This window comes from Actibacterium sp. EMB200-NS6 (genome assembly GCF_001305615.1).
GTDB classification, from domain to species: domain Bacteria; phylum Pseudomonadota; class Alphaproteobacteria; order Rhodobacterales; family Rhodobacteraceae; genus Actibacterium_A; species Actibacterium_A naphthalenivorans.
Genome location: NZ_CP010869.1, coordinates 3207629 through 3225717, shown reverse-complemented (window position 1 = coordinate 3225717; position 18089 = coordinate 3207629). Strand labels below are relative to the sequence as shown.

Here is an 18089-nt window from a genome sequence, read left to right as displayed (position 1 = left end):
AGCTTTCCGGGCCCCGTCGGCGGTGTTTACTGATAGGCCAGTGACCCCAGCGCCGACCACGCCTCGTTCATATCATCGAGGCGCCGCATCTCGTCCTCGGACAGCTCGAAATCGAAGACGGCGAAATTCTCTTGGATATGGCGCGCCGCGTTCGCCTTGGGCAACGGCACGGTTCCGCGCTGCAGGTTCCAGCGGATCATGACCTGCGCCGGGGTCCGGCCGTGGCGCCCGGCGATCTGCCCGAGTTGGGCGTCACCGAGCCGTTCGGCCCGGGTCAGCGGGCTGTAGGCCATGAGCACGATATCGCGGTCCTGATGATGCGCCTGCAGGTGATCGCTATGACCGAAGGGGCTCCATTCCACCTGGTTCACAACCGGCGCCTCGCCGAGCGCGACGGTCAGCTCGTCGACGAGGCCGGCAGTATAATTGCTCACGCCGATATCCCGCACAAGGCCGCTTTCCCGCGCAAGGATCAGCCCTTCCCACAATGCTTCGCCGGCCCCGCCCGGAGGCGGGCGGTGAATCAGCGTCAGATCCGCATGGTCGAGCCCGAGTTCGTCAAGATCCCGCCGCACCGCATCAAGAGGCACATCGTCCTCCTCGATCTTGGTGACGATGAAGATATCGTCGCGGGGCGCGCCGCTGCGCCGCAAACCTTCGCCAATGCCAGACTGGCTGCCATAATCGACAGCGGTGTCGATCATGCGGTAGCCGATCCGCAGCGCCTCTTCGACCGCACCTGCGGTGTCGTTCGTCAATTTCCAGGTTCCCAGGCCGAGGCACGGCAGCCGCCGGCCCGTCCTGAGCGCGATCGTGGAATGGGACATCGTGCTGTATCTCCTGATTGCGCGGCCGGCCTTGAGCGCCGGACCCCGCATTGCTGAACCGCCCAAAGCGCCCGGCGTTCCCGGTGCCCGGCGACGAAGGGCGCTTGTTCGCCGATCTATTTCGCGTCGGTCGGGTCCGGCGCCGGGCGCCGCAGGCCGGGCTGTTTCATCGACGACTTGCTGGGCGCGTTGACGTCGACCCGGTGATGACCGGCCGGGTCGATCTGCTGTTGCCGCTGATCAATGGTGCCGTCTTCGCGCTCCCGCTGCTCTCGGCTGTTCCGCGCTGTGGGCTCTTGCTCTGTCATGGCGTCCTCCTTTTCTTGGACTGAACGGCAAACAGCCTCTGCCCGAAAATGTTCCCGCCGGCAGGGCGCGGGAACATCGCACACGCCTTCCTGTTAAGAAGCCGAACGCGATTTGCGGCGCGGCTTCCGCACCGCCCTCCGGTAAAGGACCCAGCCATGATCCGAGACATCTGCCTTCAACTCGCCATTGGGATGCTGCTGGCCTCTGTGTTGTTGATCTTCGGTCTTTGCTACACGGGAGCCGGCGCGGGTGGCCTTTTGCGGGAAGCGCTGCGCCGGCCCGAGCAGATTCCGGCGATCTGGCTGGGCGCCGTCACGCCGTTCGCGATCGGCTTTCTGGCAACCGGGCTCTGTCTTTCGAACCGAGGCCCAAGCGGAGGTGCGCAGGCCGGGTGGCCTCGTCGAAGGCCGCGCCCCGGATCGCGAAAAGCGAGTTGCCGACGGGCAGAATGGCCCCGCGTTCCAATGAGCGAAAGAGGCACCAAGCGCGCGATTGCGGAACTCGGTCAGGGATAAATCAAATCGTCCCGCAATCGGGCCGGCGCATTCGCACCTGCTGCATCTCCGATGTTATCATTGATCAGCCGCGCGTCCGCGGGCAACGCTGATCTTCATGCCGTCCCGCGGCCATGTGGGAAAGTGATCCAGCGGGATGCGCAGATCCTGATCCGGCACGTCATAGGTCATCGCCGCCAAAAGCCCGATGGCCTCCGTCAGCAACGCGGTGCTCAGGTGTTCGCCGGGGCAACGGTGACCCGTTGCGAGGTCGCCGCCGCCCTGCGGCACCATCGCGTGATCCGGGCGGCCGGGGGCCAGATGCCTGGCGGGATCAAAGGTTTCCGGCTCTGCCCAGACAGCCCCGTCCCTGCAGGTGCCGTAGAGATCGAGGACAACCCAGTCGCCCGCGCGGAACGACCTTCCCCGCCAGTCGAAGGGCGCGCGCACCTTGCCTCCGATCACCGGGAAGAACGGGTAAAGGCGCCGGACCTCTTCTCCAACGGCGCGCGCGCCCTCTGCTTGGTTCGACGCCAGGAATGGCTTCACAGTCGCGGAGTGCACGTGCAGCGCGTGCGCGGCAAAGACGATATAGCGCCCGACGGCAACGATCGGACGCAGCAGGTTCAACAATTCCACCGCCGCGACCGCGTCGGAAAGATGCGAACCGTCGGCATCCTCGTGATGGGCCACCCGCCCGAGCGCCCCGTCACGGATAGGCCCGGTCCGGGCGTGCCGGATCTGCCGTCGCGCCCAGGTTTCCGAGCGATGGCGCAGGCGCAGCGCCCGCAGATAAGCCGGCCCGATGGAGCCGGCGGCCTCGATCATCGTCGAAAGCTCCTCGGCCCGCTCCGGAACGTCTTCTTGCTCCGGCGGAATGCCGCACCAGCGCAGGGCGGTGCGTGTCATGACCTCGGGCAGCGCATCGCGCAGGGCGATGGTGCGGCCTTGCCAATCGCGCATCGCCGCCGCCCACTCCTCGGCCAGAACCCAGCGCGCCAGATCCAGCCGCTCAGGCGTCATCAACTCCAGAAACATCGCCTTGCGGATGTGATGCGCCCTGCCGTCCAGCCCCTGTACGCTGCCACGATCCTGAAGCAGCGACACGACCGACCGGGGCATGGCGCCATTCCGGGTCATCCGACCGGGATGATAAAAGACATCGGCCGCTTCGGCGCCGCGCAGACATGTCACGGGGCGCAGCATCAGCCGCGTGGTGAATGTATCGCTGGCAAGCTGCGCACAGCGGTTTCCGATAAACGCATAGCCCTCGCGCAGAAAGCCCAGCGTGCTGTCGAACCCCGGCAAGGCCGGAATGCGCTGTTCATGGTGCATCGGGTCTTGCATTGTCTGTCTTCTCGCATGATGGGCAGGCGGGATGTGCCGCCTGCCCTGAAAGGTTACGCCGTGACAGTGGGACCGGCGGCTCAGGCCGCTTTGTTCAGCCGGCTTTCCGCGATTTGCGTCAGTTTGGAGTCGGCTGCCTTCTCCTCTTTCAGTGTCTGCGTCAGCAGGCTGACGCAGGAGTTCAGGTTCATCTCCTGCGACCAGGCGATAAGTGTGCCGTAGCGGGCAATCTCGTAGTGTTCGACGGCCTGCGCCGCCGCAGCGAGCGCCGCATCCAGCACGTCTTTGTCAGCGACATCTCCGGCCACTTCGTTGGCTTCCTTGATGATCCCGTCGATGGCGGGGCAGGTCTCGGTCTTCGGGTCTTTGCCCAGCTCGCCGAACACTTTTTCAAGCCGTTCAACATGGCCGCGGGTTTCTTCCAGGTGGTGTTCGAACCCCTCGCGCAGGCCCTGGTTGCTTGCCTTTTCGATCATCTTGGGCAGTGCCTTGAGGATCTGCTTTTCCGCATAGTAGATGTCCTGCAACGTGTGCAGATACAGATCTTCCAGTGTTTCGATATCCTTGGAGAACAGTGCCATGGTAATCGCTCCTTCCATTGGCGTTGGCTTTTATGGCACTGAAACAGAGCACATCGAACCTTGTTCCAGAGAAAGTTGCGACAGAAGAAGGAGTGTCATAAGGCAAGGCAAATCCACTCGCGGTTGTCGTCCGTATCGAAAGGGAAGACCGTCATGCGAAAGCGAAATCCATGATCGACAAGAACTGCCCGCAAGAGGCCGATGACAGGATCGAGCATGAGTTGCACCAACAGCTCAAGGCGATCCGCGACGAAACCGTACCGCAGCGCCTTCTCGAACTGGCGCTTGAGCTTCAGGCGAAGCTGAAGGACCGCGACGCCGGGGCCAAGTGACCCTGTCGCCGTCCAATGCCCCGCCGCTCGGAGGGGAATCTACCGCCGCGGGCCGTTCCGCGTGGTAGACCTCTGGCGTGCGATACGCGACGAGGCGGCTCTGAAGGGAGCAGACGACGAAGAACTTGGAAAAGCGCGTTGTCGGCACCAAAAGCTGGCCAGTCAACTGGAAGCGATCCGCCGGGAAGATACGCCCGACAAACCGCTTGCCCTCGCCCGCCATCTTCAGGAACGTTTGGCCTGCCAGTCGGAAAACAACTGACACGGCAGCGGTCAGCGGAGTTCTGCCACTTGCCGGGGGCGTCCGCCCGCAATCCTGTATCTTGCTTCGAAATTATCTTCTCAAGGGAGATAATCACTCTACCATCGCGAGAGAAACGATAGAAACGAGTGTTCATGATGGTGATGACACCATTGCACAACCGTCGCGTATTGATTGCTGAAGATGATTTCCATCTCGCCTGGGATCTTGCACGCTGCTTTGAGGAAGCGGGGGCGGAAATTCTCGGGCCCACGCCCACGCTCGGGCGCGCCGAACGCCTTGCGCCATTCGCGGAAGCTGCCGTGCTGGACATCAATCTGAGGGGCGAACTGGTGTTCCGGCTGGCAGACGGGCTGAAATGCCATGGCGTGCCCTTCGTCTTCTACTCGGCCAGTGACGAAATCGAATTGCCATTGCGCTTCAGGTCGGTCGACCGGCTGCACGAACCGAACGAGGCGGTCGCTATGGTCCAACAGCACCTTCTTGCGGCTACCGGCGACGATGTCGTTGATCTGCTGCCAAAGCTCCGGCTGATGGCGCGCTTGATATACAACGACGCGGATATCGCCGATCGCCTGGTCGAACGTTGCCTGCGACTCGCGATCACGCGCCAGTCCGAAAAAGTCCCCACGGAACCGACTGAGGACTGGCTCAGCGCCCTGTTGTTGGAGGTTGCCGGCACGTCAGGCCGGACCCTTTTGAACTGACACCCGGCGCTCGCAGGCTGGCGCGGCTGTATGGGCGCCGGGCGGGCGTTTCGAACCGAAGTTCAGACCAGCACGGGCTGTCCGTTTCCGGCGGTGATTCCACCATCCACCGGCAGGGCGACGCCGGTAATGAAGCTTGCCTCGTCGCTGGCGAGAAAGGCGATGGCGGCCGCCACCTCATCGGCGGCGCCGATGCGTCCCAGCGGGATGCTGGCGCGCAGCTTTTCCATCAGATCGCCGCGGCGCTCGACCTCGCGGCTCATCTCGGTATGGGTGATCGTCGGGCAGACGGCGTTCACACGCACACCGCGCCGACCGAAGTCGATGGCCTGCGCGTTCGTCAGCCGGACCGCGGCGCCCTTGGCGGCGTTGTAGGCCTGCATCGCACGGTCTCCGCCCAGCCCCGCCACCGAGGTGACGTTGACAACGGCACCGCCGTGTCGCTCCAGGTGCGGGCGCGCCGCGTCGGTGAGGAAGTGGATGCCATGCACATCCGCCTCGAAATGCGCGCGCCACACCGCTTCCGGCATCTCTTCGGACGCCTCGGTCACGGGGTAGCCGGCGCAATTGACCAGTACATCGAGCCGTTTCTGCCACCGAAGGGTTTGGTCGACGATTTCATCGGCGGATTCCGAACACGCGACGTCGCAGCGCAACTGCTTCATTTGCCGGGCGGGAAGATCGCGCAGGCTCGGCTGCGACGGCTCCTTGTCGACCAGCATGACATGCGCGCCTTCGCGTACCAGCCGCCGGGCCGTCGCGGCCCCTATCCCAGAGGCCGCGCCCGTCACGATGGCGGCGCGGCCCTTGAATCTTTCCGGCCAGACCTGTGTCATTCGCGGATCTCGAATTCACCGCAGGCGATCCGGCCGCCGGCGTCACCGGAGGGCTGGGATTCATAGTCGTCCACGCCCTCGTGAATTACGAATGCCGCGCCGTCGCTGTCCATCAGGTCGCGCTCCACCTCGAGGAATGGCAGAAATATCTCCTCTTCGCCGGTGCTGTCGCTGGTCACCGTCAGGTTCGGCATGTCACCCGGATGAGGGCCGCCATCAATCTCGACACCATGCGAGCGATCACCGGCGATATGCCCACCGGCGGATTCGAAACCTTCCTCCGAACAGTCGCCTGTCTCGTGCAGATGGATGGCGTGGATGCCTTGCGGCAGCCCCATGAGCGTGAGCGTCGCGACAGCCACGCCCGAGGAGGTGTCGCGAACATGCACGGCGCCCAGATCGTTGCCGTCACGGTCCCGGACTTGCGCGGTCACTTCGGCGGCACCGGCCGCCGTTGCAAGGAACCCGGAGGCGAGAACCGTAGTCAGAATGAATTTCATCACAATCTCCTTTTCGGCTGGCTCCCCGGCGGGCCGGACTTGGCCGCCGGGGTAGCACTGCACAAACAGCCGGTCCGCCTCGATGTTCCCGAAGCGGGGCCGATCCGGTTTCGCGCGCAAAAAAACGCGCAAAAGGGGCCATGCCCGGAACATTGCGGCCCCGGCCATGTTGACGGCCTGAAAGAAGGAGCCCCGACATGGCGGAACATGAAAAACGAAAGACCGACCGGCAAAGAGCGTCCGGAGCTGCTGCGGCGGATCGCCTGCGTGATCGCATCGACCGGGGCGGCACCGGCGACAAGGTTGCGTTCACCGACCCCGCCGCCGCGCCGCTGGGTACCGACGACGAAGCCGCCGGTACCGCGCCGACCATGGCGCAGGTGGACATGGCCGAAGCGCATGAAGCGTCGAGGGGGGCGCCACGCTCTGGAAAACCGACGATCCCCGAACGCCAGAACAGGGCATCCGGTCGCACAACCATCATCGCGATGGTTGTGGCCGTAGGCCTGGCCGGCGTCGCGCTGGCGCTCTGGTTCGGGTGACGCACCCCCTGCAAAGGAAGGAAAGAACGTGACACAATATTCGACTGACCGCGTACAGGATCAACAACCGGGCCTCGAGGCCGAAATGTCGCCCCGGCCCGAATACGCGCCGCGTTACCCCGGCTCCGGGCGTCTCGAGGGGAAGGTCGCGCTGATTACCGGCGGGGATTCCGGGATCGGCCGCGCCACGGCCGTTCTGTTTGCGCGCGAGGGCGCCAAGGTGGCCTTCGTCTTCAAGACGGAAGTCGCGGATGCCGCAGAAACGGTCGGAGCCATCTCGGAGGAGGGCGGCGGAGCGCTCTCGATCCAGGGGGATGTCGGCGACCGGTCTTTCTGCCATGACGCGGTGCGCCAGACGATCGACCGGTTCGGCAGGCTGGACATACTCGTCAACAACGCGGCGGAGCAGCATGCCCAGGAGGCCTTCGAAGATGTCTCCGAAACCCAGATCGAACAGACCTTCCGCACCAATATCTTCGGGCAGATGTTCATGGTGCAGGCCGCGCTGCCGCATTTGCCGCGAGGGGCCTGCATTATCGGCCTCACCTCGGTCACGGCATATCGGGGGCAGGATCTGCTGATCGACTATTCCGCGACCAAGGGCGCCATCCTGTCGTTCATCCGCGCGCTCGCCCACAAGCTGGCGGATCGGGGCATCCGGGTAAACGGTGTGGCGCCGGGCCCGATCTGGACCCCGCTGATCCCCGCGTCCTTCCCGCCCGAGAAGGTGGAAAGTTTCGGCAAGAACAGCACGCTCGGCCGGCCCGGGCAGCCCAACGAGGTTGCCCCGTCGCTGCTGTTCCTGGCTTGTGACGACAGTTCCTACATGACCGGGCATGTCCTGCACCCGGACGGGGGCGAGGCCGTGGCGGACTGAAACAGGGCCGGTGTATCGCTCTGGAAAATATCGAGGGCGGTCTTGTTCAGACCGTCCGCACCGAAAATGTGAAACAGGCCACCGTCGGCAGATGCCACGACCAGGACAGGGCGAACCGCCGCATCCATCCCGACCGCAGCCAAGGCGATGCCCCCCGCAACTGTCAGCGTTCTGGCGCGCGCCAAGCGCCCGACGATTGCGCGGTCAGCCTCCGCGTCCTGACCGTCTGTGTGACCCCGTCGCCGGCGCCCCGCGCCGGCGAGTGAGGCCCGGGGTGCTTGCCGGCATTCATTTCCGCGATCTCGATCTGCCGAAGAATAATGCCGGGGCGTAGCGCCTTCGCGGGCCTCTCCGCTCTGCCGTCCGCGGGTGTGCCCGGTCGGCGATGTGCCGCCCATGCCGAAAAGGAACGGAACCATCGGTGCGATGTCACGTTCCGGACTCGATAGGTAGGGAGATGGCCAATGTCTAGAATCACCAGTGAGGACACGGTTTCTGGCGCAGTCGTCGACTATATCCCCGCGCTTCGATCTTACGCATGGTCGCTGACCCGCCGCTGGGAAGACGTTGACGATCTGGTCCAGGACACATTGACCAAGGCAATCGCGAATACGCACCGCTTCCGCGAGGGCACCAACCTGCGCGCCTGGTTGATGACCATCATGCGCAATACTTTTCTGAATCAGATCGCGAAATCGTCTCGCGAAAGAACCGGCGCAGCGGAATGTGTGTCGAGCATACCCACGGTTCCGGGAACGCAGGAATGGTACATCCGCGGGAATGAGATGATGGCCGCCATAACGCTGCTGCCCGCGCACTACCGCGAAATGCTGATTCTGGTCGTGATGCTCGGCGAAAGCTATCAGTCCGCCGCCGAGATTTGCGGTGTCGCCGTGGGCACCGTCAAAAGCCGGGTCAACCGGGCACGCGCGCTGGTGCTGGAGCAAATGGGGGAAACCACGCTCGAAGACGGCTGAACCCTGTGATCGGGTCATCTTGGAACAATGCCGCGCGCTGCCGGTTCCGGGGATGACCGCCTTGGAAACCTGCACAAGGAGATTACGATGAGCGAAGCAACAGCCACCACCGATCATCAGGCGATCCGCGACTGGGCCGAAGCACGCGGCGGCCATCCGGCCCGCGTTCGCGGCACCGGCGGCAGCGGCGTGCTGCGCATCGATTTCGATCCGCCGGAAGACGACCTCGAAGCCATCCCGTGGGATGAGTTTTTCGAAGTCTTCGACGATCGCCGCCTTGCGTTCCTGCATCAGGACAAGACCGAAGATGGCGCCACCAGCCGGTTCAACAAACTCGTAAACCGGGACACGGCCGATACCGGCTAGGCGCTGCCGTGAAACGGCCCTTGCACGCGCCCGCGAAGGGCGCGCGTGAATTCAGAAAACAGATTGATCGGAAACATTCGCCCGACACGCTTGTTGTACCCGTACAAGCCCGAATTCCCGGGCTTCACATCCAACGGGAGATCTGCCCCATCCGACCCTGCGCGCGGCCATATGCCCAGCCCGATTTTCGCCCCGGCGAACGCGGCCCTCCGCCGAGAGCATCTTCCGACGGTGCGCCTGTCGCACCCACGTCCCAGGAAAATCTCAACAGGAGCGTTCCCCAATGACACCTAAATTCCTTCAATCATCCCGCCGCGGCTTTCTTGGCGGCACGGCCGCCGCTGCGGCATTGACGACGCTGGCTGTTCCGGCGCGCGCGCAGGTGGAGGTGGTTCCGCTCGACCGCTACCAGCCCGACTACCTGACCGCCGGCGAATGGGCCTTCGTCATGGCGGCCTGCGCCCGGATCATCCCGTCTGACGGCGACGGGCCCGGCGCGATCGAGGCGCGGGTGCCGGTGTTCATCGATCGCCAGTTGGCAGGCGATTTCGGCGCCGCCGCCGATCTCTATATGGAGGGGCCGTTCAACCCCGGCTCCGACGCCTATCTGGGCACCCAGACCCCCCTGACGCCGGCCCGGATCTACCGCGACGGTATCGCGGCGGTCGATCAATGGTGCACCGACAACCTTGGCAGCCCCCTCGCCGAGCTGGAGCCCGAGGATCAGGACACGGTCCTGCGCGCGCTTTCCTCGGGTGACCTGAACCTGGGCGACGAGCTGCGCGAATTCTGGGCGCTGCTGGTCCAGAACACCAAGGAAGGCTATTTCGCCGATCCCAGATATGGCGGCAACCACGGGATGCAGTCCTGGATCTATATCGGGTTTCCAGGGGCGCGGGCCAATTACCTGGAGTGGATCGGCCGGAACGAGGCCTATCCCCTCGGCCCCGTCGACATCGCCGGCGAGAGGGCCTGAGACATGGCACGCACAGATCCGAAAAGAGACGTCGTCATCGTGGGACTGGGCTGGACCGGGTCGATCCTCGGGATCGAACTGGCGCAGGAAGGGCTGGACATTCTTGCCCTGGAACGGGGGGAGGACCGCAGCACCGTCCCGGATTTCAGGTATCCGCAGGTGATCGACGAACTGAAATACGGCATCCGCTTCGGTTTCATGCAAAAGCCGCGCAACTCCACCATCACCCTGCGCCGGACGCTGGACGAAGAGGCGCAGCCGATGCGGCGTCTCGGATCGTTCCTGCCGGGTGACGGTGTCGGCGGCGCGGGGATCCACTGGAACGGCCAGACCTGGCGCCCGATGGAGAACGAATACCGGCTCCGGTCCTATGTCGAAGAGACCTTCGGCGCCGAGATCATCCCCGAGGACATGACCATCCAGGATTGGGGCGTCACCGCCGAAGAACTCGAACCCTTTTATGACCGCTTCGAATACATGGCCGGAATTTCCGGGCAGGCGGGCAATATCAAGGGAGAGATACTGGAAGGCGGCAACCCGTTCGAAGCGCCGCGCAGCCGGGATTACCCCCTGCCGCCGCTGCCCCAGACCACCGATGCGCTGATGTTCGAACAGGCCGCGAAGGCCATGGGCTATCACCCGTTTCCGCGCCCCGCCGCCAATGCCTCGGCCGCCTATACCAACGAATACGGGATGCAACTCGGACCCTGCAATTTCTGCGGTTTCTGCGAACGCTACGGCTGTATCAACTATTCCAAAGCCTCGCCCCAGACCTGCATTCTCGATGCTCTGAAACGCTACCCCAACTTCGCCTATCGGGTGAACTCCGAGGTGTTGCGCGTCGATCTGGCGAACGACAGGAAAACCGCCACCGGAGTCACCTATTGGGACGAGGAGGCGCAGGAGGAAGTGACCCAGCCCGCGGACCTGGTGATCCTCGCCGCCTATTCGCTGCACAACGTCCACCTGATGCTGCTGTCGGGGATCGGCGAACCCTACAATCCGCAGACCGGCGAAGGTGTGACGGGCAAGAACTATGCCTACCAGATGAATGGTGGCACGACGCTGTTCTTCAAGGATGTCGAATTCAACCCGTTTGCCGCCGCCGGATCGTCGGGCATCTCGATCGACGATTTCGCGATCAACCAGATCGACTTTGCGGCCGAAGGGTTCATCGGTGGCAGCTATATCACCGCCGGGCAGTCAAACGGCCAGCCGATCCGGGGCATCGCACTTCCGTCCGGGGTGCCGTCCTGGGGTGCGGAGTGGAAGAAGGGCATCGGCGACTGGTACGGGCATTCCATGTCCATCGGGTCGCACGGGTCGAACCTTGCCTATCGCGACTGCTTTCTGGATCTCGATCCCACCTACAAGGATCGGCACGGTCGCCCCTTGATGCGGATGACCTTCAACTGGAAACCGAACGACATCCGCATGACGCAGTTCATGCGCAGCAAGATCGAACCCATCGCGCAGTCGATGAACCCCGATAGCTGGAAATCGAGCTACAAGGGTGACGGCGCGCGTTACGATATCCGCCCCTATCAGACGACCCACAACGTCGGCGGGGCGATCATGGGAACCGATCCGAACGCATCGGCGCTCAACCGCTATCTGCAGGCGTGGGGGCAGCACAACGTCTTCGTCATGGGGGCGGGCGCCTTCCCCCAGAACATCCAGTACAACCCCACCGGCGCGGTCGGCGCACTGGCCTATTGGGCCGCAGAGGCGATCCGCAAGGATTACCTGCCGAACCCCAGGCCGCTGGTATGAGGTGACGACATGCGGAATTTCATACATATCCTGTTCGCCGCGCTGCTGATCACGGGCCTGGGCTTCCTGGCCTTCATCACCGTCCCGGTCCAGCGCACCGAACCGCAGACAGCCCTGGCCGACGACTGGCGGCCGGAGGAGGGGCAGGGCGAGTATGCCATGCGCCTCGCCGATTGCGCCGCCTGCCACACCGCCCCGGATGGAGAGCTGTTCGCCGGCAATCGCCCGATCGAAAGTCCCCTCGGGACCATCTATTCGTCCAACATCACACCGGACGAGGCCACCGGTATCGGCGGCTGGAGCCTCGATGATTTTCGCGCCGCGCTCTATGATGGGGTGCGGCCTGATGGCACCCATCTCTATCCCGCCATGCCCTATGAAAACTATCGCAAGCTGACCGAAGAGGACATACGCGCGCTTTATCACTACTTCATGGAAGAGCTGGAGCCGGTCGAGAACCGTACACTGCAGTCGGACCTGTCGTTCCCCTTTGATCAGAGGTGGGGCTTGCGGGCGTGGAAATGGGTGGCGCTGGGTGATCCCGGGTTCGTCGCCGACACCGATGATCCGGTCCTTGCGCGCGGCGAATACCTGGTCGAAGGGCCGGGCCATTGTGGCGCGTGTCATACGCCTCGCAATAACCTGATGGCCGAGGCTGCGCTGGAAACCCCTGACGAGGCGTTCCTGTCGGGCGGTGAAATCGACGGCTGGACAGCCCCGCCCCTGCGGGGGCCCGACAGTGCGATCCGCGGCTGGAGCGCGCAGGACATGGCGGCCATCCTCGCCACCGGCCGAAACGCGCATGCCGCGATCAATGGCGAAATGCAGCTCGTCGTGCGCGATTCCACCCAGTTCATGAACGATGAGGATCTGCAGGCGCTCGCCGCCTATCTCGTCAACCTGAACGATGGCAGCACAGCCCCCGACAGGGCCGAGGAGACGGAAACCGAAGCCCTGCTTGTTTCGGCAGATCCCGACATGCCGCTCGGGCCACGTCTCTACCTCGACAATTGCAACGCCTGCCATTTCGCCGACGGGCGCGGCGCGGACGAGGTGTTCCCCGAACTCGACGGCAGTTCGCTGGTCACGGCGCAAAGCCCGACCGGGCTGATATCGATGATCCTGACCGGCTCGGAATTGCCCTCGACGGCCGAACGGCCCTCTTCCCTGCGCATGCCGGGTTTCGGTGACCGGCTGTCGGACGAGGAGGTGGCCGAGCTGGCGAGTTTCGTCCGCAGCGCCTGGAACAATGGGGCGCAGCCGGTTACGCCTGCCCAGGTGGCCGAACTGCGAGGAGACGCGGAAGCAAAGCGGGACTGAGAATCCGCGCGGCCCGCGGGCCCCGCGCAATTGGGGTCCGCGGTGACCGCTCTGCCGGTGCAAAATGGTCAACAAAGGCAATGCGAACCGGCTGCCGCGCGAAAGGCCGGGCAATCGCAGGCTGATCGTGCGCTATCCGTTGTCCGGTTCGACCTGCCCGCCGTAACCCCGCAGGGAAACGGCGGTTTGCTCCAGTTCGGCCTCGTTTGCGCAAAGCACCACATCATGTCCGCCTTAAACGCAGATGCCGGCCAGTTCGTGGCCGGCACCGGTGGGCGCGCCCGTTATCACGGCAAGGCGTTTCGCCCAGTCATCTCATCTCTTCTGTTCGGGGATGGTCATGGCGTCATGACCACCTTGGTCCATTCGTTCTGGTTGCCGTGAAAGTTGCGATAGCCCTCCGGCGCCTCTTCCAGCGACAGGCGGTGCGAGATCAGGAACGTGGTATCAACCTCGCCTTCTCCGATCCGTCGCAGCAGATCTTTCGAATACTTCTGGACATGGGTCTGCCCGGTGCGCCACTGCAGCCCCTTCTCCATGAAGGCGCCAAGCGGAAACTTGTCGAGAAAGCCGCCGTAGACGCCGGGCATCGAAATGCGCCCGCCCTTTCGGCAGGCCAGGATCGCCTGGCGCAGGGCATGGCCACGGTCCGCGCCGATACCGACCGTCTGCTTCGCCCTGTCCAGCACGTTGTCGGGTGTGAGGCCATGGCTTTCCATACCCACGGCATCAATCACTGCATCGGGGCCAAATCCGCCCGTCATTTCCATCAACGCCTCCAGAACATGCGTCTGGCGGTAGTCGATCACCTTGGCGCCGAATTTTCGCGCCAGTTCCAGCCGATGCGGGTAATGGTCAATGGCGATGACCTGATGCGCGCCCATGATCAGCGCGCTCTGAACCGCGAAAAGGCCTACCGGACCGCAACCCCAGACGGCAACGGTGTCGCCCTCTTCGATGTCGCAATTCTCGGCCGCCATCCACCCGGTGGGCAGGATGTCGGACAGAAACAGAACCTGTTCGTCCTCCAGCCCGTCTGGGATGACGATCGGCCCCACGTCGGAATAGGGCACACGGACATACTGGGCCTGTCCGCCGGGATAGCCGCCGGTGAGATGAGAATACCCGAAAAGCCCCGAAAGCGCGTGGCCGTAGAGCGGCTCGGTCAGATCTTGCGTCTCCACCGGGTTGGAATTGTCGCAGGCCGAATATTGCTGCTTCATGCAGTGAAAGCACTTGCCGCAGGAAATGGTGAAAGGCACCACGACCCGCTGGCCCTTCTTCAGCGTACTGGCGGGCCCGGTCTCGACGACCCGGCCCATGAATTCATGGCCAAGGATGTCGCCGGGCATCATGCCGGGGATCACCCCGTCATAAAGATGCAGGTCCGATCCGCAGATCGCGGTGGCGGTCACTTCGATCACCGCGTCGCGGGGATTGATGATTTCGGGGTCGGGTACCGTCTCGACCCGGACGTCATGTGTTCCGTGATAAGTCAGTGCGCGCATTGTATCCTCCCTTCAGGCCAGCTTGCGGTTGTTGGCGGTCGCAACCTCGCCCGTTTCCATCAGCATCTTGAAACGTTTGAGTTCGTGGCGGCCCTGCACCGCAGGTTCGCGCCGGAACAGCCTGGCGATCGCCCGGCCCGCTGCGCCGCCGGGGGGAACATAGGCGATGATCGCCTCCACCTCCGTACCGCGCCCGCCCGGAGCGTCGCGGAACATCACCTTGCCCTCGGTATCGATGTCCGACCCATCGATCGAGCGCCAGGCGATCTGCTCGTTCTTGCGATCGCTGATGATCCGGGTGCGCAACGTGTAGCTGCTGCCGGCCGGCCCCCTTATGGTCCACACAAGCGTGTCGCCGCTGGCCTCGACCGCCTCCACGTTTTCCATGAACCGGGGCAGGTTCTTGAATTCGCGCCAGAACGCATAAAGTTCGTGGCGCGGGCTGTTTATGGTCACGGTCTTCCCCACCACGGCATAGTCGCCGTACCGGGGCAGGCGGCCGGTGCGGCCGGGGGCGTCATCCGCCCGGCGGTCTTGCCGGTTCCTGCCGGATGACAGCCAGAGCGAGGCGGCACCGGCGGCCAGCAAGCCGACGCAGACCGATACAGCGACGGCGCGAACGGCCGAGTGCGGAGGTGTGTTTTTTGGCGGCATCTGAAATCTCCTTTGCGGACTACGGGAACCGGCGCAGGGAGGGATTGTTCCCAGATTTTCACGCGTGCAGAGGCGGGTCGGAAGACGGGCAAACCGTTCCGTGAGCATCGTTTCCGAAGAGCGAGAAAGCTTGGCGGCGTCTCATACATGCGTCGGGCTGAACCCGATTTTCGGCCCGGCCGAAGAAAATCCCATGCGCCGGGAACTCATCGATGGGGTCGTTCAGGACCTTCTGACGCTGGTGCACTGGGGCTTCGGACCATCATGAACGGCTCGGCCCTCGGCCCAGACACTCACCTGTCTGGATTACAGTCTCGTGGGCGCGCCGACCCGATCTTGAGGGAATGCGATGGCGGGCGTCGGCGGCTGGCGCCGGGCCTTTGCCTGTTCAGCTCAAGGTCCACCCGCTGGCGTCGGCAAGACGGTCGCGGACAAAGCCAATGAACCGGGCGGCTTTGGCCCCGTCGATCACCCGGTGATCATAGGACAGCGACAGCGGCACCATTGTCCGCAGCGCGATCTCCCCTTCGTGTTCGACGGGTTTGCGCTGCGCCCGTGAGACGCCCATGATGGCAACCTCGGGGGCGTTGATGATCGGCGTGAACGCCGTTCCGCCGATCTTCCCCAGGCTGGTGACGGTGAAGGTTCCGCCCTCGGTATCGGCATACCCAAGCTTGCCGCTGCGCGCCTTTTCGGCCAGGGCAGCGACCGCCGCGGCCAATTCCGAAACGCTCAGGCTGTCGGCGTCTTTCAGCACCGGAACGATCAGCCCGGCGGGCGTGTCCACGGCGATGCCGATGTTGTAGTATTCCTTCAGGAATAGCGTCTTTCCCGTGTCGCCCAGCGACGCGTTGAAATCGGGAAATTCCTTCAGCCCCGCCAGACAGGCCATGACGATGAACGACAGCGCCGAAAGTTTCGGGCCGTCGGGGTTGGAGGCGTTAAAGTCATGCCGCGCCGCTTCCAGGGCGGTGATGTCGGCCTCATCGTGATGGGTGACATGGGGCACGTTCTGCCAACTCGCGGCCATCCGGCGGCCGACGATCTGCCGGATGTTGTCGAGCGGGCGCTCCTCGACCTTGCCGAACAGCGAATAGTCATAGGTCGGAACGGTCAGACGGGACGTCGAACCCTGATCGGATGAAGTCATTTTTCAGCTCGCTTTCTTTGCGCAAGGCGATTGGCAGAACGTTGTTTCCGGCCTACCCGAACAGGGTGTCGCCGCTCACGTTTCCGATGCCCGGGTGGATATCGAAGCGGACCACGCCGATGGCCGCCTTTCCGCCGACGGCCTGGCGGATCCTCTCGGTCCCCGAAATGCCGAAGCCGCCGCACAGTTCGATCGCGCCGATGCCATCGGCGACCAGTTCGGCGGCAACGGCCTCGGCCTGGGCGTAGTTCTCGACGCCGACAACCGTAAGATTGACGGTCGGGGTGGACACGACCTGCCGGTGGGTATCCGCATCGGCCCCGCCGGCAAGGAAGATGAATGCTGCTTTCAGGCTCATGATGTCACATAGAGGGTGGCCGCGTTCGGGCGGTCACGCCTCCTCCTCTGCTTTGAAATTTGCGACGAAGGCGTCGATATCGGCCTCGGGCGTTTCAGCCTGCGCGATCACGCCGATGAGCGCGCCAACCGCAAGCGTATCGCCATCATGGGCGACCCGCCGACGGAATACGCCGTCGGCCGGGGATTCGCAGATGTTGGTGATCTTTTCGGTTTCGATCCCGACAAGCTCATCGCCCTCCATCACCTCGTCTCCGGCCTCGACATGCCAGTCGACGACCTTGCCCTCGGTCATCGTCATGCCGAGTTTCGGCATGACGACAGCGGTTATCCTGGCCGGACTCATCAGTCGGCACCTTCAAGCACGCGCGCGCTTGCGCCAGAGCCCATCACCGAACGGACGCTTTCCTGAATGTCGGCGACACTCGGGACGTAAGCATCCTCAAGCACGGGCGAGAACGGCACCGGCGAATGCGGCGGCGTGACCCGCTTGATCGGCGCCTTCAGCGCGTCAAAGGCGTCCTCGGCGATGATGGCCGAGATGTCCGAAGCCAGGCCGCAGCGGGGCGAGGCTTCGTCGACCACGACCAGACGCCCGGTCTTGCGCACCGATGCGATGATCGTTTCGCTATCGAGCGGCGAGGTCGTCCGCGGGTCGATCACGGTGCATTCGATGCCTTCCTTGGCCAGCGCATCGGCCGCCTGATTGGCAAAACCGACCATCCGCCCGATCGCCACCACGGTGACATCCTTGCCCTCGCGTGTGAGGTTGGCCACCCCGAACGGGATCGTATAGGGCTCGTCCGGCACCTCACCGGTTTCGTCGAACATCGCCTTGTGTTCGAAAAAGATCACCGGATCGTCATCCCGGATCGCCTGGGTCATCAGGCCCTTTGCCTCATAGGCGGAAGAGGGGATCACGACCTTGAGCCCCGGGAAATGGGTGAAGACCGGATAGACGCACTGACTGTGCTGGCTGGCCGCGCGCGTGCCCGCCCCATAAAGGGTGCGGATGACGCAGGGCGTCTTGGCCTTGCCGCCGAACATATAGCGGAACTTGGCCAGCTGGTTGATGATCTGGTCGCCGCAGACGCCGAAGAAATCGACGAACATCAGCTGGGCGATCGGGCGCAGCCCGGTCATGGCGGCCCCGGCGGCGGCCCCGATAAAGGCGCTTTCGCTGATCGGGGTGTCAAGCACACGCTCGCGCCCGAATTCCGGCATCAGCCCCTTGGTCACGCCCATGACACCGCCCCAGGCATCCTGTTCGCCGCCGGCGCCCATGCCGCCCGCGACATCCTCGCCCATGATGATGACGGTCGGGTCACGGCGCATTTCGTCGCGCATGGCCTCGTTCAGGGCTTCACGAATTGATTTAACAGACATTTCGAGTC

At 63.9% G+C, this 18089-nt stretch carries 24 protein-coding genes; 12 read left to right on the top strand and 12 right to left on the bottom strand.

Annotated features, from left to right (window positions below; genetic code table 11):
• Positions 1-26 precede the first annotated feature (26 nt).
• The 4 genes from TQ29_RS15655 to TQ29_RS15635 form a co-directional block, all read right to left on the bottom strand.
• Entirely contained in the window at positions 27-827 is an 801-nt protein-coding gene (locus TQ29_RS15655) for an aldo/keto reductase (protein WP_054539918.1), read from the bottom strand.
• Positions 828-943: 116 nt separating this feature from the next.
• A complete protein-coding gene (locus TQ29_RS15650) occupies positions 944-1135 on the bottom strand; it encodes a hypothetical protein (RefSeq protein WP_054539917.1) in 192 nt (63 codons plus the stop codon).
• A 573-nt stretch (positions 1136-1708) separates the two neighbouring features.
• Positions 1709-2977, bottom strand: a complete 1269-nt coding sequence (locus TQ29_RS15640; protein ID WP_054539915.1) for a cytochrome P450 — start codon at positions 2975-2977, stop codon at positions 1709-1711.
• An 80-nt stretch (positions 2978-3057) separates the two neighbouring features.
• A complete protein-coding gene (locus TQ29_RS15635; protein WP_054539914.1) occupies positions 3058-3558 on the bottom strand; it encodes a ferritin-like domain-containing protein in 501 nt (166 codons plus the stop codon).
• 170 nt (positions 3559-3728) lie between these two features.
• Between TQ29_RS15635 and TQ29_RS20780 the strand changes: the two genes are divergently transcribed.
• The 3 genes from TQ29_RS20780 (at position 3729) to TQ29_RS15630 (ending at position 4859) form a co-directional block, all read left to right on the top strand.
• Complete coding sequence (locus tag TQ29_RS20780; RefSeq protein ID WP_157445614.1) at positions 3729-3890, top strand: hypothetical protein; 162 nt, start codon at positions 3729-3731, stop codon at positions 3888-3890.
• Between the two features lie 61 nt (positions 3891-3951).
• Positions 3952-4152, top strand: a complete 201-nt coding sequence (locus TQ29_RS20775; RefSeq protein ID WP_157445613.1) for a hypothetical protein — start codon at positions 3952-3954, stop codon at positions 4150-4152.
• A gap of 134 nt (positions 4153-4286) precedes the next feature.
• Positions 4287-4859: a hypothetical protein gene (locus TQ29_RS15630; protein WP_054539913.1), complete on the top strand. Its 573-nt coding sequence runs from the start codon at positions 4287-4289 to the stop codon at positions 4857-4859.
• Positions 4860-4921: 62 nt separating this feature from the next.
• Here the strand turns inward: TQ29_RS15630 and TQ29_RS15625 are convergent, their stop codons facing one another.
• A complete protein-coding gene (locus TQ29_RS15625; RefSeq protein WP_054539912.1) occupies positions 4922-5695 on the bottom strand; it encodes an SDR family NAD(P)-dependent oxidoreductase in 774 nt (257 codons plus the stop codon).
• Positions 5692-6195 carry a superoxide dismutase family protein gene (locus TQ29_RS15620; RefSeq protein ID WP_054540482.1) on the bottom strand — a complete coding sequence of 168 codons (504 nt, stop codon included), beginning with the start codon at positions 6193-6195 and terminating at the stop codon, positions 5692-5694. The genes TQ29_RS15625 and TQ29_RS15620 overlap by 4 nt, the downstream gene beginning before the upstream one ends.
• A gap of 197 nt (positions 6196-6392) precedes the next feature.
• On the opposite strand from TQ29_RS15620, the gene TQ29_RS15615 reads away from it, so the two are divergent.
• The 8 genes from TQ29_RS15615 to TQ29_RS20770 all read left to right on the top strand — a co-directional run bounded on the left by TQ29_RS15615 (position 6393) and on the right by TQ29_RS20770 (position 13410).
• A complete protein-coding gene (locus TQ29_RS15615) occupies positions 6393-6737 on the top strand; it encodes a hypothetical protein (protein ID WP_054539911.1) in 345 nt (114 codons plus the stop codon).
• Between the two features lie 28 nt (positions 6738-6765).
• Positions 6766-7614, top strand: a complete 849-nt coding sequence (locus tag TQ29_RS15610; RefSeq protein ID WP_255353447.1) for an SDR family oxidoreductase — start codon at positions 6766-6768, stop codon at positions 7612-7614.
• Between the two features lie 464 nt (positions 7615-8078).
• The gene (locus tag TQ29_RS15605; RefSeq protein ID WP_054539909.1) at positions 8079-8591 is read left to right on the top strand and encodes a sigma-70 family RNA polymerase sigma factor; all 513 of its coding nucleotides are present in this window, start codon (positions 8079-8081) and stop codon (positions 8589-8591) included.
• Between the two features lie 87 nt (positions 8592-8678).
• Positions 8679-8957: a hypothetical protein gene (locus tag TQ29_RS15600; RefSeq protein ID WP_054539908.1), complete on the top strand. Its 279-nt coding sequence runs from the start codon at positions 8679-8681 to the stop codon at positions 8955-8957.
• A 283-nt stretch (positions 8958-9240) separates the two neighbouring features.
• Positions 9241-9933 carry a gluconate 2-dehydrogenase subunit 3 family protein gene (locus TQ29_RS15595; RefSeq protein ID WP_054539907.1) on the top strand — a complete coding sequence of 231 codons (693 nt, stop codon included), beginning with the start codon at positions 9241-9243 and terminating at the stop codon, positions 9931-9933.
• Positions 9934-9936: 3 nt separating this feature from the next.
• Positions 9937-11706 (top strand): GMC family oxidoreductase, encoded by a 1770-nt coding sequence (locus TQ29_RS15590; protein ID WP_054539906.1) that lies wholly within the window; start codon positions 9937-9939, stop codon positions 11704-11706.
• 9 nt (positions 11707-11715) lie between these two features.
• Positions 11716-13026 carry a cytochrome c gene (locus TQ29_RS15585; RefSeq protein WP_054539905.1) on the top strand — a complete coding sequence of 437 codons (1311 nt, stop codon included), beginning with the start codon at positions 11716-11718 and terminating at the stop codon, positions 13024-13026.
• Positions 13027-13068: 42 nt separating this feature from the next.
• On the top strand, positions 13069-13410 hold the full coding sequence (locus TQ29_RS20770) for a hypothetical protein (protein WP_157445612.1): 342 nt from the start codon (positions 13069-13071) through the stop codon (positions 13408-13410).
• Here the strand turns inward: TQ29_RS20770 and TQ29_RS15580 are convergent.
• Both TQ29_RS15580 and TQ29_RS15575 read right to left on the bottom strand, forming a co-directional pair.
• Positions 13365-14534, bottom strand: a complete 1170-nt coding sequence (locus tag TQ29_RS15580; RefSeq protein WP_054539904.1) for a zinc-dependent alcohol dehydrogenase — start codon at positions 14532-14534, stop codon at positions 13365-13367. The two genes, TQ29_RS20770 and TQ29_RS15580, sit on opposite strands and share 46 nt — an antisense overlap.
• A gap of 12 nt (positions 14535-14546) precedes the next feature.
• The gene (locus TQ29_RS15575; protein WP_054539903.1) at positions 14547-15188 is read right to left on the bottom strand and encodes an SRPBCC family protein; all 642 of its coding nucleotides are present in this window, start codon (positions 15186-15188) and stop codon (positions 14547-14549) included.
• 100 nt (positions 15189-15288) lie between these two features.
• Between TQ29_RS15575 and TQ29_RS20765 the strand changes: the two genes are divergently transcribed.
• Entirely contained in the window at positions 15289-15456 is a 168-nt protein-coding gene (locus TQ29_RS20765; protein WP_157445611.1) for a hypothetical protein, read from the top strand.
• Between the two features lie 120 nt (positions 15457-15576).
• On the opposite strand, the gene TQ29_RS15570 is transcribed toward TQ29_RS20765, so the two are convergent.
• From TQ29_RS15570 to TQ29_RS15555, 4 genes are read right to left on the bottom strand one after another with little or no spacing between them, the layout of a single operon-like run.
• On the bottom strand, positions 15577-16338 hold the full coding sequence (locus TQ29_RS15570; RefSeq protein WP_054539902.1) for a 2-oxo acid dehydrogenase subunit E2: 762 nt from the start codon (positions 16336-16338) through the stop codon (positions 15577-15579).
• A 52-nt stretch (positions 16339-16390) separates the two neighbouring features.
• A complete protein-coding gene (locus TQ29_RS15565; RefSeq protein ID WP_054539901.1) occupies positions 16391-16696 on the bottom strand; it encodes a DUF6506 family protein in 306 nt (101 codons plus the stop codon).
• Between the two features lie 33 nt (positions 16697-16729).
• The gene (locus TQ29_RS15560; RefSeq protein WP_082386679.1) at positions 16730-17041 is read right to left on the bottom strand and encodes a biotin/lipoyl-containing protein; all 312 of its coding nucleotides are present in this window, start codon (positions 17039-17041) and stop codon (positions 16730-16732) included.
• Positions 17041-18081, bottom strand: coding sequence for an alpha-ketoacid dehydrogenase subunit beta (locus TQ29_RS15555; RefSeq protein WP_054539899.1), 1041 nt, complete (start codon positions 18079-18081; stop codon positions 17041-17043). Before TQ29_RS15555 ends, TQ29_RS15560 begins: the two co-directional genes overlap by 1 nt.
• Positions 18082-18089 lie beyond the last annotated feature (8 nt).

Bases quoted from the DNA above. Each gene is read 5' to 3' on its own strand.
- TQ29_RS15655 (WP_054539918.1), bottom strand. From the start codon at position 827: ATGTCCCATTCCACGATCGCGCTCAGGACGGGCCGGCGGCTGCCGTGC.
- TQ29_RS15650 (WP_054539917.1), bottom strand. From the start codon at position 1,135: ATGACAGAGCAAGAGCCCACAGCGCGGAACAGCCGAGAGCAGCGGGAG.
- TQ29_RS15640 (WP_054539915.1), bottom strand. From the start codon at position 2,977: ATGCAAGACCCGATGCACCATGAACAGCGCATTCCGGCCTTGCCGGGG.
- TQ29_RS15635 (WP_054539914.1), bottom strand. From the start codon at position 3,558: ATGGCACTGTTCTCCAAGGATATCGAAACACTGGAAGATCTGTATCTG.
- TQ29_RS20780 (WP_157445614.1), top strand. From the start codon at position 3,729: ATGATCGACAAGAACTGCCCGCAAGAGGCCGATGACAGGATCGAGCAT.
- TQ29_RS15630 (WP_054539913.1), top strand. From the start codon at position 4,287: ATGATGGTGATGACACCATTGCACAACCGTCGCGTATTGATTGCTGAA.
- TQ29_RS15625 (WP_054539912.1), bottom strand. From the start codon at position 5,695: ATGACACAGGTCTGGCCGGAAAGATTCAAGGGCCGCGCCGCCATCGTG.
- TQ29_RS15620 (WP_054540482.1), bottom strand. From the start codon at position 6,195: ATGAAATTCATTCTGACTACGGTTCTCGCCTCCGGGTTCCTTGCAACG.
- TQ29_RS15615 (WP_054539911.1), top strand. From the start codon at position 6,393: ATGGCGGAACATGAAAAACGAAAGACCGACCGGCAAAGAGCGTCCGGA.
- TQ29_RS15605 (WP_054539909.1), top strand. From the start codon at position 8,079: ATGTCTAGAATCACCAGTGAGGACACGGTTTCTGGCGCAGTCGTCGAC.
- TQ29_RS15600 (WP_054539908.1), top strand. From the start codon at position 8,679: ATGAGCGAAGCAACAGCCACCACCGATCATCAGGCGATCCGCGACTGG.
- TQ29_RS15595 (WP_054539907.1), top strand. From the start codon at position 9,241: ATGACACCTAAATTCCTTCAATCATCCCGCCGCGGCTTTCTTGGCGGC.
- TQ29_RS15590 (WP_054539906.1), top strand. From the start codon at position 9,937: ATGGCACGCACAGATCCGAAAAGAGACGTCGTCATCGTGGGACTGGGC.
- TQ29_RS15585 (WP_054539905.1), top strand. From the start codon at position 11,716: ATGCGGAATTTCATACATATCCTGTTCGCCGCGCTGCTGATCACGGGC.
- TQ29_RS15580 (WP_054539904.1), bottom strand. From the start codon at position 14,534: ATGCGCGCACTGACTTATCACGGAACACATGACGTCCGGGTCGAGACG.
- TQ29_RS15575 (WP_054539903.1), bottom strand. From the start codon at position 15,188: ATGCCGCCAAAAAACACACCTCCGCACTCGGCCGTTCGCGCCGTCGCT.
- TQ29_RS15570 (WP_054539902.1), bottom strand. From the start codon at position 16,338: ATGACTTCATCCGATCAGGGTTCGACGTCCCGTCTGACCGTTCCGACC.
- TQ29_RS15565 (WP_054539901.1), bottom strand. From the start codon at position 16,696: ATGAGCCTGAAAGCAGCATTCATCTTCCTTGCCGGCGGGGCCGATGCG.
- TQ29_RS15560 (WP_082386679.1), bottom strand. From the start codon at position 17,041: ATGAGTCCGGCCAGGATAACCGCTGTCGTCATGCCGAAACTCGGCATG.
- TQ29_RS15555 (WP_054539899.1), bottom strand. From the start codon at position 18,081: ATGTCTGTTAAATCAATTCGTGAAGCCCTGAACGAGGCCATGCGCGAC.